The 14,957-nt window shown below is 57.6% G+C and carries 14 protein-coding genes; 2 read left to right on the forward strand and 12 right to left on the reverse strand.

Going from position 1 to position 14,957, the window contains the following annotated elements:
- Nucleotides 1-59 precede the first annotated feature (59 nt).
- From P6287_RS11900 to P6287_RS11920, 5 genes are all read right to left on the reverse strand, one after another.
- On the reverse strand, nucleotides 60-809 hold the full coding sequence (locus P6287_RS11900; protein WP_277973756.1) for an ABC transporter ATP-binding protein: 750 nt from the start codon (nucleotides 807-809) through the stop codon (nucleotides 60-62).
- Entirely contained in the window at nucleotides 802-1,677 is an 876-nt protein-coding gene (locus P6287_RS11905) for an ATP-binding cassette domain-containing protein (protein ID WP_137386054.1), read from the reverse strand. The genes P6287_RS11900 and P6287_RS11905 overlap by 8 nt, the downstream gene beginning before the upstream one ends.
- Entirely contained in the window at nucleotides 1,670-2,950 is a 1,281-nt protein-coding gene (livM, locus tag P6287_RS11910; RefSeq protein ID WP_101762800.1) for a high-affinity branched-chain amino acid ABC transporter permease LivM, read from the reverse strand. Before livM ends, P6287_RS11905 begins: the two co-directional genes overlap by 8 nt.
- A gap of 10 nt (nucleotides 2,951-2,960) precedes the next feature.
- Nucleotides 2,961-3,875, reverse strand: coding sequence for a branched-chain amino acid ABC transporter permease LivH (locus P6287_RS11915; RefSeq protein ID WP_101762801.1), 915 nt, complete (start codon nucleotides 3,873-3,875; stop codon nucleotides 2,961-2,963).
- An 82-nt stretch (nucleotides 3,876-3,957) separates the two neighbouring features.
- Entirely contained in the window at nucleotides 3,958-5,073 is a 1,116-nt protein-coding gene (locus tag P6287_RS11920; protein WP_277973757.1) for a branched-chain amino acid ABC transporter substrate-binding protein, read from the reverse strand.
- Nucleotides 5,074-5,473: 400 nt separating this feature from the next.
- On the opposite strand from P6287_RS11920, the gene P6287_RS11925 reads away from it, so the two are divergent.
- Nucleotides 5,474-6,922 carry an AMP nucleosidase gene (locus P6287_RS11925; RefSeq protein WP_110868358.1) on the forward strand — a complete coding sequence of 483 codons (1,449 nt, stop codon included), beginning with the start codon at nucleotides 5,474-5,476 and terminating at the stop codon, nucleotides 6,920-6,922.
- Nucleotides 6,923-6,972: 50 nt separating this feature from the next.
- Here P6287_RS11925 and P6287_RS11930 read toward each other — a convergent pair whose 3' ends face one another.
- Both P6287_RS11930 and P6287_RS11935 read right to left on the reverse strand, forming a co-directional pair.
- On the reverse strand, nucleotides 6,973-7,560 hold the full coding sequence (locus P6287_RS11930) for a hypothetical protein (RefSeq protein ID WP_277973758.1): 588 nt from the start codon (nucleotides 7,558-7,560) through the stop codon (nucleotides 6,973-6,975).
- Between the two features lie 168 nt (nucleotides 7,561-7,728).
- The gene (locus P6287_RS11935; RefSeq protein ID WP_218168305.1) at nucleotides 7,729-9,027 is read right to left on the reverse strand and encodes an NCS2 family permease; all 1,299 of its coding nucleotides are present in this window, start codon (nucleotides 9,025-9,027) and stop codon (nucleotides 7,729-7,731) included.
- 411 nt (nucleotides 9,028-9,438) lie between these two features.
- Here P6287_RS11935 and P6287_RS11940 point away from each other — a divergent pair, with 411 nt between their 5' ends.
- On the forward strand, nucleotides 9,439-10,185 hold the full coding sequence (locus tag P6287_RS11940) for a response regulator transcription factor (RefSeq protein ID WP_101762804.1): 747 nt from the start codon (nucleotides 9,439-9,441) through the stop codon (nucleotides 10,183-10,185).
- Here the strand turns inward: P6287_RS11940 and P6287_RS11945 are convergent.
- The 5 genes from P6287_RS11945 to P6287_RS11965 form a co-directional block, all read right to left on the reverse strand.
- Complete coding sequence (locus P6287_RS11945) at nucleotides 10,122-11,171, reverse strand: carbohydrate kinase family protein (protein ID WP_277973759.1); 1,050 nt, start codon at nucleotides 11,169-11,171, stop codon at nucleotides 10,122-10,124. The genes P6287_RS11940 and P6287_RS11945 overlap by 64 nt on opposite strands.
- A 4-nt stretch (nucleotides 11,172-11,175) precedes the next feature.
- Nucleotides 11,176-12,036 carry a ketose 1,6-bisphosphate aldolase gene (locus P6287_RS11950; protein ID WP_101762806.1) on the reverse strand — a complete coding sequence of 287 codons (861 nt, stop codon included), beginning with the start codon at nucleotides 12,034-12,036 and terminating at the stop codon, nucleotides 11,176-11,178.
- Between the two features lie 11 nt (nucleotides 12,037-12,047).
- Complete coding sequence (locus P6287_RS11955) at nucleotides 12,048-12,731, reverse strand: D-lyxose/D-mannose family sugar isomerase (RefSeq protein ID WP_110868355.1); 684 nt, start codon at nucleotides 12,729-12,731, stop codon at nucleotides 12,048-12,050.
- A gap of 116 nt (nucleotides 12,732-12,847) precedes the next feature.
- On the reverse strand, nucleotides 12,848-13,786 hold the full coding sequence (locus tag P6287_RS11960; protein WP_101762808.1) for an ABC transporter substrate-binding protein: 939 nt from the start codon (nucleotides 13,784-13,786) through the stop codon (nucleotides 12,848-12,850).
- A gap of 183 nt (nucleotides 13,787-13,969) precedes the next feature.
- A complete protein-coding gene (locus P6287_RS11965; protein ID WP_192411581.1) occupies nucleotides 13,970-14,953 on the reverse strand; it encodes a ribose ABC transporter permease in 984 nt (327 codons plus the stop codon).
- Nucleotides 14,954-14,957 lie beyond the last annotated feature (4 nt).

Below are 14,957 nucleotides of genomic sequence, written 5' to 3' on the forward strand. Positions count from 1 at the left end.
TAATGATGATAGGCCACTGAGAATTATGCAAAGTGTTTCCCCTCACCATTTAATCATTATTACAAACTTTTTGTCGCCACCACCGCAGGATCGGCTGCGCCGCCCAAATAGGCGCTGCGCACGTCGTCATTATTGAGCAGCTCTGCGCCGCTGCCGCTCAGGCGAATCTCACCGTTCACCATCACATAGCCGCGATCGGCTAGCTGCAATGCATGGCGGGCATTCTGCTCCACCAGAAACAGCGTCATGCCTTGCTGGGTCAATTCGCGCAGAATGCCAAAGATCTGCTTCACCACAATCGGCGCGAGGCCAAGACTGGGTTCGTCGAGCAGCAACAGCTTAGGTCGACTCATCAGCGCACGCGCAATCGCCAACATCTGCTGCTCGCCGCCGGAGAGCGTCATGGCGCGCTGCTTACGCCGCTCCAGCAGGCGCGGAAACAGCTGATACATGCGCTCTTTGTCCTCTTTAACAAAACGTTCGCCGATAGCGATGGTGCCCATCAGCAGGTTCTCTTCCACCGTCATATCAGGAAAGATGCGTCGTCCTTCCGGGGCCTGCGCAATGCCGCTGGCGGCGATGAAGTGCGTCGAACGCTGGCTGATCGCTTCGCCGCGCAAGCGAATCTCGCCGCTGGCAATGCGCGGCTGACCAAAGATCGACATCAGCAGCGTGGATTTTCCCGCGCCGTTAGCGCCAATCAGCGCCACGGTTTCGCCCTGATTCACCGTCAACGACACCTGTTTCAACGCCTGCAAAGGACCGTAAAACACATCGACCTGCTCAAAAGCCAGCATCGGTTCAGCCATGATCGCTCTCCTCTTCTGCGCCGAGATAGGCGGCAATTACTTTGGGATCGTGACGAATTTGCTGTGGCGTGCCCTGGGCAATCACATCGCCATGATCGAGCACCACGATGTGATCGGAAATGCGCATCACCATTGGCATGTCGTGTTCAATCAGCAACACGCTGATGCGATGGTCGGCGCGCAGACGATGCAAAATCGCGCTCAACGCCTCGGTTTCCACCGGATTCAACCCAGCCGCCGGTTCATCCAGACAAATCAGTTCCGGTCGCGTACACATGGCGCGCGCGATCTCCAGCCGCCGTTGCTGACCGTAAGAGAGCGTGCCCGCCAGGCGGTTAGCGCTGGCGACCAAATCGACGTTTTCCAGCCAGTAAAAAGCGCGATCCAGCGCGCGATTTTCTGCTTCGCGGTAGCCGCGCGTGTTCAGCACGCCCGCCAGCAGCTGACGATTGACCTGCATATGCTGTGCCACCAGCAGATTCTCAATCACCGACATTTCGCGGAACAGCCGGATATTTTGAAAGGTACGCGCCAGCCCGGCGCGGTTCACCAGATGCGCGCCGCCAAACATCTTGTACCAGAGCCGCGAGCCGAGCCGTGTAGGATTGATCCAGTCACCTGCGTGAATTTTTTGCCCCAACACCTGAATCACATCGGTGCTGCGCTGATTGGCGTTAAGCACAATGCGTCCGCCGCTGGCGCGATAAAAACCGGTCAGGCAGTTGAACACCGTGGTTTTACCGGCACCGTTAGGACCAATTAATGAGGTCACCGAACCGCGTTCCACCGCCAGGCTGACGTCATTCAGCGCCTTGATGCCGCCAAAGCGCATCATCAGGTTGTCCACTTGCAGGATGGCATCACTCATGGCGCACTCCTTTTCGCAGCGGCACGCCAACGCGTGCGGTGCGCACCAGCCCACGTGGCCGCCAGATCATCATCAGCACCATTAGCATGCCGAACAGCAGCACGCGGTATTCGGCAAAGCTGCGCAGCAGTTCCGGTGCCACCGTCAGCACAAACGCCGCCAGCACCACGCCGAGCGTCGATCCCATCCCACCGAGCACCACAATGGCGAGAATCAGCGCCGACTCAAAAAAGGTAAACGAGGTGGGATTAACGAAGCCCTGATAGCTGGCAAAAAACACCCCGGCGATGCCCGCGGTTGACGCGCCCAACATAAAGGCTGAAAGCTTCACCAACACATGATTAAGGCCCATCGCGCGGCAGGCAATCTCATCTTCACGCAGCGCTTCCCAGGCGCGGCCAATCGGCATACGCGTCAGGCGATGCTTGATCCACAGCACCAGCAACACCACCAGAACCAGCACAACATAGATAAAGATAAATTTCATATTCGGGTTGTAAGTGACGTGCAGAAACTCGTGATACGGCACGCCGCCATCGCGCGCGCGGCGGGCAAACTCGAGGCCAAAGAAGGTAGGCGACGGCACGGAAACCCCGTTCGGGCCGCCGGTAAAGGCGACCCAATTGGTCAGCACCAGACGAATGATTTCACCAAAGCCGAGCGTAACGATCGCCAGATAATCGCCGTGCATGCGCAGCACCGGGAACCCGAGCAGCGCGCCAGCAAAAGCGGCCAGCAGCGCCGCCAGCGGCAGCATGCTCCAGAAACCCAATCCGAGATATTGATAGCCAAGCGCCAGGCCGTACGCTCCGATGGCATAAAAAGCCACGTAGCCGAGATCGAGTAATCCGGCGAGCCCAACCACAATATTCAAGCCCAACCCGAGCAGCACATAAATCAGGCCGAGAATCGCCACCGTCAGCAGATATTTACTGGAGAGAAACGGAAAGGCCAGCGCCACGATCAGCAGCAGCGGCAATATCCAGCGCAAACGCGAACGATAGCCGGGCTCGCGCACGTAAACCCCGTCATCGCTGCTGGCAAACTTGCGCATGATGCGCTGACCAACAGGCGCGTGCAGAAACAAACTGAACAGCAAACGCCCCGCCATCACCACCGCCACCAGCAGCGCCACGCGCTGTGGCGACAGTTTGAAGCTGTAACCGTCGAGCACCACGCCAACAATCGGACCAAATACCACCAGCGCCACTAACCCCGCCAGCAGCGTATCGAGCAGCGCCTGGCGCACAGGATTTTGCGTCATTGCATTCATCGGGGCTTCCTCACACTTTAGCGACCAGCGGACGTCCCAGCAGTCCTTGCGGGCGGAAGATCAAAATCACCACCAGCAGCGAAAACGAGAACACATCTTTGTAGTCAGAATTCACCATCCCGGCGAACTGCGCTTCCGCGACGCCCAGCAATAATCCGCCAAGCATCGCGCCCGGCAGTGAACCGATGCCGCCGAGCACTGCGGCGGTGAACGCTTTGATGCCAATGATAAATCCGGCGTAAAAATCAAAGGTGCCGTAATTCATGGTCACCAGCACGCCAGCTAATCCCGCCATCGCCGCACCAATCACAAACACCAGCGAGATAACGCGATCGGTATTGATGCCGAGAATGGAAGCCATGCGCCGATCCTGCTGCACTGCACGGCAAATACGCCCGAGTTTGGTGTACTGGATAATCCAGGTCAGCAGCGCCATGCCGCAAAACGCCGCGATCAGGATGAAGATTTTGGTCCAGGTGATTTGCACCACGCCACCATCAAATTCCATGCGCAACACGCCGGTCAGCAACGTCGGAATGCCCTGCTGATTTGGCCCCTGACTGAGCTGCACATAGTTCTGCAAAATCATTGACATGCCAATTGCTGAAATCAGCGGCGCGAGGCGCGTCGAATTGCGCAGCGGTCGATAGGCGATGCGCTCAATCGCCCAGCCGTAAGCCGAGGTGACGATAATGGTGAAGATTAAGGTGCCGAATATCAGTAGCGGGAAGGAGTGAATGCCAAAAAAGCTGAGTAGCGATAAGCCAATAGCACACAGATAGGCGGAGATCATATACACCTCGCCGTGGGCGAAGTTGATCATGCCGATAATGCCGTAAACCATGGTGTAACCGATGGCGATCAGGCCATATACGGCACCGAGCGTTAAACCGTTGATCAGCTGCTGTAAGAAAAAGGCGTCCATAATGTCGTCTCGTACTCAATGGGAGCGCACACCTCGCGCGCAATCGCAAATGGCCCCGCACTGTACGGGGCCGCGTGGCACATTACAGCTGGTGATACTTGCCTTTGTCGTCCCATTGATACACGACGTAATCCGACACCTTGAGATCGCCTTTACTGTCCCAGCCTTTTTTGCCCATGACGGTATCGACGCTGTTGGCTTTCAGCCAGTCGCTGGCCTTGGCGTTGTCTTTACCGGCTGCTTTGTAAGCGGCGGCCAGCGTCTGCACGGAGGCGTAGGCATACAGGGTGTAACCTTCTGGCTCAAATCCGCCGGCGCGGAATTTGTCGATAACCGCTTTGCCATCGGCGATGGTGCGCGGATCGTTGCCGAAGGTCATGTAGACGCCTTTGGTGTATTGCGGGCCGCCTGCTGCCGTCACCATCTCTTCCGTCACAATGCAGTCACCGGAGAAGAAAGCCGCATTAACGCCCTGCTCACGCATCTGACGCACCAGCGGACCGGCTTCGGGATGACAGCCGCCGAAATAGACCACGTCCGGTTTCAGCGCGCCGATCTTGGTTACCAGCGCATTGAAATCTTTCTCACCGCGCGACAACCCTTCATATAGCACTTCTTTTACGCCGCGCTTCTCAAGTGAGGCTTTGGTGGCATCCGCCAAACCCTGGCCGTAAGTGTCTTTGTCATGAATGATGACCACTTTCTTCGCTCTCAGCTTGTCGATGATGTAATCCGCGGCGATGGCACCTTGCTGGTCATCACGCCCACACATGCGAAATAGGGTTTTCATGCCGCGTTCGGTAATTTTTGGGTTGGTGGATCCGGGCGTGATCGCTAAAACGCCGGCCTCATCATAGACTTCCGAAGCGGGCATGGTGGATGAGGAGCAGAAGTGGCCAACCACCGCCATCACTTTATCCTGATCGACCAATCGGTTAGCGACGGATACCGCCTGCTTCGGTTCACACGCGTCGTCGCCCTGCACCAGCACGATTTTCTCGCCGTTGATGCCGCCTGCCGCATTGATATCCTCCGCGGCCTGGCTTGCGCCTTTCCAGTATTGCGCGCCGTACGTCGCATTAGGCCCAGAGAACGGACCCGCCACACCAATTTTAATATCTGCCTGAGCGTAAAAGGCCACGCTTAAACAACCTGCAATCGCCACCTTCATTGGGTGTTTTATGAATTTCAAAGACATGCTTTCAATCCTCAACGGGTCAGGAACGGAGCCATACCACGGCCTGGGAGAAATCAATTTCTGAAACTTCGGCAGAACAGAGTGCGGCCTCCAACACCCGAAGAGTCGCCATTTATGGCAACCTGCTTTGAGAACCGGATGGATTCATTAAGGCCACGGTTGAAAACTAAGCAATAAGCTCGCCAATACCGCGAAGGTGGACGATTTATTACTCGGGCATCGCTCCAGAACAGGAGACACGCGATGTAACATCCCTGCTGATCATAAACATAGCCGCGGTTACGCCACGCACCAGCACCGTGATGGTGCAGAATGCGGTTGATCACAGATTCTTCATCGTAGCGAAGGGTTTATCCGCTATGCTCTGGTGAAAACGGTCCATGTTTCTGAAGGAGAACCCATGAATACACAACGGAACGGATTGAGCAGCCAGCAAGCGCTGGACGAACTAGAACGCCTTTACGATGCAGCCGTTGACGCGCTGCGCAACGCCATTCGCGATTTCACTGCCACCGGACAGTTGCCGGATGAGGCCGCGCGTCAGCAAGGGCTGTTTGTTTATCCGCAGCTGCGCATCACCTGGCTGGGTGAAGGTCCGCAGCAAAATCGCACCCGCGCGTGGGGACGTTTTACCCATACCGGCAGCTACAGCACCACCATTACGCGCCCGGCGCTGCTGCGCCACTATCTCAGCGAGCAGCTGCAGATGCTGGAGAAGGAGTACGACGTGCTGATTGAGGTCGCGCCTTCGCAGCAGGAAATTCCTTATCCTTATGTGATTGACGGCTTGTCACTGGACCGCTCAATGAGCGCCAGCATCGCACGCCATTTCCCCACCACCGAACTCTCGCAAATCGGTGATGAAACCGCCGACGGCCTGTTCCACGCCAATGCGATTTTCCCGCTGTCGCACTTTGACGCCCTGCGCACCGATTTCTCACTGGCACGCCTGCGCCACTACACCGGCACGAGCGTAGAACACTTTCAGCCGTTCGTGCTGTTCACCAACTACACGCGCTACGTCGATGAGTTCGTGCGCTGGGCGATTGAGCAGGTGCAGGATCCCACCACGCCTTACGACAGCCTGGCCTGCGCCGGTGAAGTGGTGATCACCGCCGATACGCAAGACCCGACGGCGATGATGTCCGATCTGGCGTGGAAGAAGCACCAAATGCCGGCATGGCACCTGACATCACCGAATCGTCGCGGCATTACGCTGGTGAACATCGGCGTGGGCCCATCCAATGCCAAAACCATCTGTGACCACCTGGCGGTGATTCGTCCGCACGCCTGGCTGATGATTGGCCACTGCGGCGGACTGCGCGAAAGCCAGACCATCGGCGACTATGTGCTGGCGCATGCCTACCTGCGCGACGACCACGTACTGGATAGCGTACTGCCGCCAGATATCCCAATCCCGAGCATCGCCGAAGTGCAGCGCGCACTGTATGACGCCACCAAAGCGGTCAGCGGCATGCCCGGCGAAGAAGTTAAACAGCGCCTGCGCACCGGCACCGTGGTCACCACCGATGACCGTAACTGGGAGCTGCGCTACTCCGCTTCGGCGCTGCGCTTCAACCTGAGCCGCGCCGTTGCGGTTGATATGGAGAGCGCCACCATCGCCGCGCAGGGTTACCGCTTCCGCGTGCCTTACGGCACCTTGCTGTGCGTATCCGATAAACCGCTGCATGGCGAGATCAAGCTACCGGGCCAGGCAAACCGCTTCTATGAAGGCGCAATCTCCGAGCACCTGCAGATTGGCATCTGCGCGGTAGAACTGCTACGAGCTGAAGGCGACAAGCTGCATTCGAGGAAGCTGAGAACCTTTAACGAGCCGCCGTTTAGGTAATCATGATGAGTTCCGGCCCATGAAGGGCCGGAACCGTGCAGTAAAGCGCGTCATGACATTTTCAAAACGATATTCTGCACAAACCACGCCAGCACCAGAAGGCCGGTCGGTATCATGATTTTCCAGGTGATGCTGTTGTTGAAGGCAGATATTTTATCCTCCAGCTGGTTAAATCTTTGGTCAATTCTTTCAAATCTTTGGTCAATTCTTTCAAATATTAGATCAATTTTGTCGAACTTCGGGTTGAGTTGATCCTCCATCCGCTCTAACTTTTTATCGATACGTTGTTCAAGCGCCCCCAGCTCACCCAAAATCTCTACCCGCATGACACCCTGCTCAGCCCTGACCTTTTCGATATCCGCTTTAGTAGCAAAATGTTCTGAACGCGCCGTTAGCACAGCAACATCCGTCTGAATCTGCTGCGTGGTTTTTTCCAGCTGTTCAACCCGTTTGGTGAGTTGTTCCATTTGATGATCTCCTTTGTTACCAACGTCAAAAATACGCGGTGGGAACACACGAGTTGCCGTACCAATGGGGTAATCCATCACCGAATCCTCTTCCATCGCGCTGCTCAATCTTTCCACCACACCGTTAGTGAAACAGATTTGCGCAGCGTTAACATTCCACGATCCCGCCATTCGCAGCACATTTTTTGCGGGCAGGTTTAAACAACACGCACAGCCTGGGCCGTTTTGAGATGGAAGGAAAGTGAGCATCAAAAAGGATTGCGAGGTGTCTCGCAGAAAATAAGCGAAGGAATGCAACAGCAGACACGGAAGCCCGAGCGGGCTTCCGTTAAGTGAGATTTACGCGCTCAGCCAGCCCAGTTTGATGACAAACAGAATCGACAGAATGATCAGCGCCGGGTTGACCTCTTTGGTGCGGCCGCTCAGCAGTTTCACCACCGTCCAGGTGATGAAGCCGAACGCAATACCGTTAGCGATCGAGTAGGTCAGCGGCATGGTCAGCGCAGTCACGGTTACCGGCGCGGCGGTGGTGATGTCTTTCCAGTCAATATCCGCCAGGCCAGATGCCATCAGCACCGCAACAAACAGCAGTGCTGGCGCGGTGGCATAAATCGGTACGCTGCCCGCGAGCGGCGAGAAGAACAGGCTCAGCAGGAACAGAATCGCCACCACAATCGCCGTCAGGCCGGTGCGGCCACCGGCGCTGACGCCGGCAGCAGATTCCACATAGCTGGTGGTGGTCGAAGTACCAAGCAGCGAGCCGAACAGCGCGGCGGCGCTATCTGCAATCAACGCACGGCCCATTTTCGGCACGTTGCCCTGCTCATCTGCCAGACCGGCGCGCTTGGTCACACCCAGCAAGGTGCCGGTGTTATCGAACACGTCCACGAACAGGAAGGCGAAGATTACGCTCACCAAACCGACGTTAAAGGCACCGGCGATATCCAGCTGCATAAAGGTTGGCGCGATAGAGGGCGGAGCGGAGAACACGCCACCAAACGGCGTCAGGCCAATGCCCATAGAAATGAAGGTCACCACCAGAATGCCGATCAGCACCGCACCGGTAACGCGACGCGCTTCCAGCACCACAATGATGAAGAAGCCGAGCAGCGCCAGCAGCGGACCCGGTTTGGTCAGATCGCCCAGGCCAACCAGCGTTGCTGGGTTATCCACCACGATACCCGCGCCTTCCAACGCGATAATCGCCAGGAACAGACCGATACCGGCACCAATACCGGCACGCAGCGGCAGCGGAATGCTGTTAATAATCCACTCACGAATTTTGAAAAGCGACATGGCAAAGAAGATCACCGCCGACAAGAACACCGCGCCCAGCGCAACTTGCCAGGTGTAACCCATATGCAGCACCACGGTATAGGTGAAGAAGGCGTTGAGGCCCATGCCCGGTGCGAGTGCAATCGGATAGTTAGCGATCAGGCCCATTAACACACAGCCAATCGCCGCCGCCAGACAGGTCGCCACGAAGACCGCACCTTTATCCATGCCGGTTGCGCCGAGAATGCTCGGGTTAACAAACAGGATGTAAGCCATTGCCAGGAAGGTGGTGATACCCGCAATGATTTCGGTGCGAACCGTGGTGTTGTGCGCTTTTAGTTTGAAGAGTTTTTCTAACATCATCATCTCTCATGAGCGGAGTCGGCACGAATGCGCGCGCTCCTTGCCAATGTGGTTTACATGCTTATTGTTGTTTTGAAAGCGAAGCAAACTGGACAACAGGTTGTGAAACCTTGCGCTTTCCCCTGTCCTTATAGCAATAGCTATGCCACTCCCCTACGCAATCGATTACGTTTTCATTTGCGGCTGCGGCTAAGATTATTCTGAACCAGAATGAGGCGCGATTATGGTGCATTGCACCAGCGCCGCGCAATCGTTTTCCTACCTGACGATGGTTTGGCAAAAAGAGTGCGGCACTGCACGCTTCCGCACTCTGCCAGGCGATGGCGCTCACGTTTCTGTTGCCTTAATCAGCAGGTAAAAAACATCGGGTTACACTGCTTTTAACCCTTTCGTAACAAAAGAGGCGCATCCATGAAGCCCGCGATTCTGGTGGTCGATGATGATCGTGCAGTGTGCGAATTGCTGCACGATGTGTTGAATGAACATGTATTTACCGTTTATTGCTGCCATCAGGGTAAAGATGCGCTAGCCCTGCTCACGCTACACCCGGAAATTTCACTGGTGATGCTGGATATGATGCTGCCAGACACCAACGGCTTGCTGGTGTTGCAACAGATGCAGCGACAGCGTCCCGATCTGCTGGTGATCATGTTGACCGGCATGGGTTCGGAAGCGGATATGGTGGTGGGGCTGGAGATGGGCGCGGATGATTACATCGCCAAGCCGTTTAACCCGCGCGTGGTAGTGGCTCGGGCACGCGCGGCGCTGCGACGCTGCGGACGGCTGGCGCAGCCGGAAGCGTTAGCGGATGAAGGTTGGCAATTTAACGGCTGGCGCCTCGACGATGCGCGCTGCCAGCTGTTCAATCCGCAGCGTGAAAGCGTGCCGCTAACGCAAGGTGAATACACGCTGCTGCGCGCGCTGGTGGCGCATGCGCGCAAAGTATTAACCCGCGATCAGCTGCTCGAACTGACGCACAGCGAAAGCCTTGAAGTGTTTGATCGCACCATTGATGTGCTGATTATGCGGCTGCGACGCAAGATAGAAATCAATCCGCATCAACCGAGTCTGATCCGCACCATTCGCGGTCTCGGCTATGTTTTCTCCGCCGACGTGATGCGTCCGGCCTCTTCGGCACGTGAAACGCAAATCGCCTGATCCATCCAGCGCTGCATCTCGGGTAATGGCCGCGTGCCGTCCAGCGCGTTGGCGGCATGCAGATTAAAGCAGGCGCAGGTGTGCGCCAGCTTCAGCGTTTCCGTCAGCGACCAGTCTTCATGGCTGGCATAGAGCACACCGGCGCAAAACGCATCGCCCGCCCCCACGCTGCCGACGATCTCTTCTGGCGCTAAGCACCACGCCGGTTGCCAGCGCCCTTCGCCGTCCGCTTGCTGGCCCCACGCGCCTTCGGGTGCGTGGATCACCACCCGCTGACGTACGCCTTGCTGCATTAGCCATGTCGCCGCTTCGGCAAACGCAGTCGGTGCGGCAAGCCCGTGCGGCGTGCGCAAACTGATGCCGGTGAGTGATTGCGCCTCCAGTTCGTTAATCACCAGATAATCGAGCCAGCGCAGCGCAGGCACCACCAGCGGTCGATATTCGCCCACGCGCGACACCAAATCGAGGGAGGTGAGATAGCCGCGCTGCTGCATCTGCGCCAGCAGCCGTGCGCTGCGCGTGCCGTATTGATCGTCCGGCACATCAAGGCTATCCAGCAGCAGCAAATACCCGAGATGGAAGATGCGATGGGACGTGAAGACGTTGGCGAAGTGCGCCAGATCGAGCTTGCCATTGGCGCCGCGCGCATGGAAGAAGGTGCGCTGGCCATCCGGCGTGGTCATCACCTGCGTCATTGCCGTATTGATGCTTGCGATGCGCTGCACAAACTGGCGGTCGATGTGATGATCGTCCAGCAGTTGCAGGATGTAATCGCCGTCGCTGTCCTCGCCTACGATGCCGACGCCCGCCAGCGGCAGATTCAGCTGCATGCGCGCCAGCGTAAACAGCACATTGAGCGCCGCGCCGCCGCTGCACTTCTCGCTGTGCTGAATCTCGGTTAGCCAGCCTTGTTCCGGCCAATGGCTGATGCGCTGCACGTGATCCACCAGCATGCTGCCGGCACCGATGATTCCGTTACGCACCATGCGATTATGCCCTCCCGGCGCTGCCGAATACCTGCATCTGCTGCGCCACCACGTTGGCGATGTCGCGCTCTACCGCCATCAACAACTCAGCAAAGGCGTCGTAGCGCGCATCGCGTTGGGCGATCTGCGCTTCAATCGCCCCGAGCGCCGCCTGCGACATGCCGGTATAGAAATTGATTTTGTTGATGCCAAGGCTGACGGCGCGGCGGAAATCCGCGTCGCTAATGCCGGAACCGCCATGCAGCACCAGCGGAATGCCGGCCGTCGCGCGAATCGCTGCCAGCCGGTCAAAGTCGAGTTTGGGTTCGCCTTTGTATTTGCCGTGCGCATTGCCAATCGCCACCGCCAGGCAATCAATGCCGGTAGAGTGCACAAAATCAGCGGCCTGCGCCGGATCGGTAAATTTATCGCTGTCGGCCTCGCCAAACAACGCACCGCCTTCATCGCCGCCCACCGCACCGAGTTCGGCCTCCACCGACACGCCGAGCGCGTGACACATCTTCACCACCTCGCGCGTCTGGCGCACGTTCTCCTCATAGCTGAGCGTCGAGCCATCGAACATGACCGAGGTGAAGCCAAGGCGAATCGCCTGCATCACCGCCTCAAAATGCAGGCCATGATCGAGATGCAGCACCACCGGAATAGCGTGCAGCGCCGCTTCGGTACGCACCGCGGCGACCAAATGCTCGAGGCTGACATACTTAAAATGCACTTCAGCGATGCTGATAATAAACGGCGAGCGCTGCCGCTCAGCGGCCTGATAGAGCGCGCGCAGGAAATGGGTGTCGAGGACGTTAAACGCGCCAAGCGCGTAGCCGTTCTGTTGCGCATGGGCCAAACCCTGCGCCAGTGAAATCAGTGCCATATCAGGCTCCTTTAGGCCAGCCAGCGGTGATATTCGTTACACAGCAGCCAGCGCGGTGCTTCATCTTCATCCAGCGGATTGAAGCGCGCCAGCGGCGTGAGAAACACATTGTCATGTTCGTCGTCATTGGGCATCGAGACTTCACCCACCAGCACATCGCCGTAGCCCTCTTCGCCCCAAAAGCTGTGCCAGATGCCCGGCAACAAGGTAACGCTTTCGCCCGGCGATAAACGCAGCTGCGAACCGGCGGCGTGGGTTTGGCGGATGCCATCGAGTGTGACGTTAACCGCAGTATCAGCCAGCTGATTGCCCGCACGGTTATGCAGCGTGACGATCAGATTGCCGCCGCCGCGATTGATAATGTCTTCCATCTTTTGCGGGTGATAATGCAGCGGCGTGACCTGCCCTTCGCGCACATGCATGATTTTTTCGGCATAAGGTTTGGCCCACGGCTGGCCACCCCGCGAACCGTTGCGCAGTGTGAACAGGGTTAAACCGGTTTGATTGAAATCGTCAGCGCCGAAGCTGGTGACATCCCAGCCAAGATGCAGCGCCAGCAGTTCATCGGCGTCATGTTTATCGAGCGCGCGCCACTGGCTGAGGCCGTAATCGGCCCACGGCGGCAGATGCACATCCTGACGCATAAAGAATTCGCGGGTGCGTTGTAGGATCGCATTCACTTCTGAGCGTTGCATCTTCACCTCCTTTCCACGCTGGCCCTCACCCCAGCCTTCTCCCGCAAGCAGGAGAGGGCGCTATTTGTCCCCTCTCCCATTTATGGGAGAGGGTTAGGGTGAGGGACAGCGGCTGCTTACTTCACCGTCCAGCCCTTGTAGCTGCTGACGCTGTTACGATCGATCATCGTCACCGGAATCAGCACCGGCTTATCTGGCGCGGGCTTGCCCTGCAGGATGTCATAGCCGATCTCCACCGCTTTCGCCGCCATCACCTGCGGGTCCTGCGCTGGCGTGGCCACGAACAGCGAGCCTTTGCGTTTCAGCGCCTCTTCACCGTCAGGCGATCCATCGACGCCGACAATAAAGAACTCATTGCGCTGCGCCTGTTTCGCCGCCAGATCGGCACCAATCGCCGTTGGGTCGTTAATCGCGAACACTGCATCAATCTTCGGATTGGCCGACAGCAGCCCGGTCATCACTTCGAGGCCACCTTCGCGGCTGCCTTTGGCGTTCTGGTTGTAGGAGAGCAGCTTGATGTCCGGATGGGTTTTCAGCTCAGTCATGCAGCCTTCGACTCGGTTCTGCACCGCAGAAACCGGCGGTCCATTGATGATCACCACGTTGCCTTTGGCCTTCAGGCGGTCGGAGATGTATTTACACGCCATCGCGCCGGCGGCGGTGTTATCGGAGGTGATAGTGGCGTTAGCGCCGTCTGCTGCCACGTCGACCGCCACCACCACAATCCCGGCATCACGCGCACGTTTTACCGCGGGCGCGATACCTTTGGAATCGGCGGCGTTAAGGATGATCATGTCCACTTTAGCGGCGATGAAGTTGTCAATCTGCCCCACCTGCTGGCCGAGATCGTAGCCGCTGGAGACCAGCGTTACGTTGACCTTGTCGCCCGCCAGTTCACGCGCCTTCAGCTCCGCACCTTTGGTGATCTGCACGAAGAACGGGTTGGCGAGATCGCCGACGGTCACACCAATGGATTTCAGCTCTTTGGCCTGCACCAATGGCGCGCTCAGAAGCGTAGCCGCCAGCAGTCCGGTTAGAATCGGATTAAAACGCATAGTCGATGTTCTCCTGCTTTTTGGTTTTTATGATTAGTGCTCGCTGTCCCCCTCCTCGGTCCTCCCCCACAAGTGGGGGAGGAAGATGCTGCAAAATGTGAGTGTGGAAGCTGCATGTGGCAGCATCTCCTTCCCCCATTTATGGGGGAAGGCCGGGATGGGGGACAGCAAGCACGATATAACTCAACCCACGTGATGCCGCGTCCGGTACTTATCGATCAACACCGCGATAATGATCACCGCGCCCTTAATCACTAACTGCCAGAAATAGGAGACGCCCATCAGCGTCATCCCGTTATTCAGCGTGGCGATAATCAGCGCACCAATCAGCGTGCCGGTGATGGTGCCGATGCCGCCGACAAAGCTGGTACCACCGAGGATCACCGCCGCTATCGCATCCAGCTCGTAACCGACGCCAAGGTTGCCGTTGGCGCTGTAGAGCCGCGAGGCGCTCATCAATCCAGCCAGCCCCGATAGCAAGCCGCTCATGGCGTAGACAAACAGCAGCACCACGCTGACTTTGATGCCGGTCAGGCGCGCCGCCTGCACGTTGCCGCCGACGGCATAAATGTGCACACCTAAGGTAGTGCGGCGCAGAATGAACCAGCACAGCGCGATCACCGCAAAAGCGATGATGATCAGCCACGGCACCGGCCCGAGATAGCCGTTGCCTATCCATTCAAAGTTGATGTCGGAGTTGATCACCGTGGTGCCGTTGGCCAGCAGATAAGCCGCGCCGCGCATCGCGGTGTAGGTACCAAGCGTGACAATAAAGGGCGGCAGCCCCGCCCACGCCACCAGAACGCCGTTGAACAACCCCATAATCAGCCCGGCACCTAACGCCGCCGGGATCGTCAGTGACGCAAATGCCGGATCGAGCGACACCGCCATCGCCACCACCGCCGTGGTGCCGAGCATCGAGCCGACCGACAAATCAATGCCGCCAGTGAGAATGACAAAGGTCATGCCCGCCGCCAGCACGATGTTGATCGAGGCCTGACGCGTAATGTTGAGCAGATTGCCCTCGGTGAAGAAGTTCGGCGTGACAAAGCCGAACACCGCCACGATCAGGATCAGAATCGGCAGGATGCCGACGGTTTGCAGCAGGTCACTCATTAACGCGCGCTTGAGGGTGGGACTTTTTACGCGTGCGGATTCACTGGTCATTGCG

It is taken from the genome of Pantoea sp. X85, assembly GCF_029623675.1.
Taxonomy (GTDB): Bacteria; Pseudomonadota; Gammaproteobacteria; order Enterobacterales; family Enterobacteriaceae; genus Pantoea; species Pantoea leporis.

What these genes read in the sequence shown, in the direction of transcription:
- P6287_RS11960 (WP_101762808.1), bottom strand. Translation starts at nt 13,786, where the DNA reads ATGCGTTTTAATCCGATTCTAACCGGACTGCTGGCGGCTACGCTTCTG.
- P6287_RS11955 (WP_110868355.1), bottom strand. Translation starts at nt 12,731, where the DNA reads ATGCAACGCTCAGAAGTGAATGCGATCCTACAACGCACCCGCGAATTC.
- P6287_RS11930 (WP_277973758.1), bottom strand. Translation starts at nt 7,560, where the DNA reads ATGGCGGGATCGTGGAATGTTAACGCTGCGCAAATCTGTTTCACTAAC.
- P6287_RS11915 (WP_101762801.1), bottom strand. Translation starts at nt 3,875, where the DNA reads ATGGACGCCTTTTTCTTACAGCAGCTGATCAACGGTTTAACGCTCGGT.
- livM (WP_101762800.1), bottom strand. Translation starts at nt 2,950, where the DNA reads ATGAATGCAATGACGCAAAATCCTGTGCGCCAGGCGCTGCTCGATACG.
- P6287_RS11935 (WP_218168305.1), bottom strand. Translation starts at nt 9,027, where the DNA reads ATGATGTTAGAAAAACTCTTCAAACTAAAAGCGCACAACACCACGGTT.
- P6287_RS11950 (WP_101762806.1), bottom strand. Translation starts at nt 12,036, where the DNA reads ATGGCACTGATTTCACTGGCGCAGGGTTTGGCCCATGCGCAACAGAAC.
- P6287_RS11900 (WP_277973756.1), bottom strand. Translation starts at nt 809, where the DNA reads ATGGCTGAACCGATGCTGGCTTTTGAGCAGGTCGATGTGTTTTACGGT.
- P6287_RS11965 (WP_192411581.1), bottom strand. Translation starts at nt 14,953, where the DNA reads ATGACCAGTGAATCCGCACGCGTAAAAAGTCCCACCCTCAAGCGCGCG.
- P6287_RS11925 (WP_110868358.1), top strand. Translation starts at nt 5,474, where the DNA reads ATGAATACACAACGGAACGGATTGAGCAGCCAGCAAGCGCTGGACGAA.
- P6287_RS11940 (WP_101762804.1), top strand. Translation starts at nt 9,439, where the DNA reads ATGAAGCCCGCGATTCTGGTGGTCGATGATGATCGTGCAGTGTGCGAA.
- P6287_RS11920 (WP_277973757.1), bottom strand. Translation starts at nt 5,073, where the DNA reads ATGTCTTTGAAATTCATAAAACACCCAATGAAGGTGGCGATTGCAGGT.
- P6287_RS11945 (WP_277973759.1), bottom strand. Translation starts at nt 11,171, where the DNA reads ATGGTGCGTAACGGAATCATCGGTGCCGGCAGCATGCTGGTGGATCAC.
- P6287_RS11905 (WP_137386054.1), bottom strand. Translation starts at nt 1,677, where the DNA reads ATGAGTGATGCCATCCTGCAAGTGGACAACCTGATGATGCGCTTTGGC.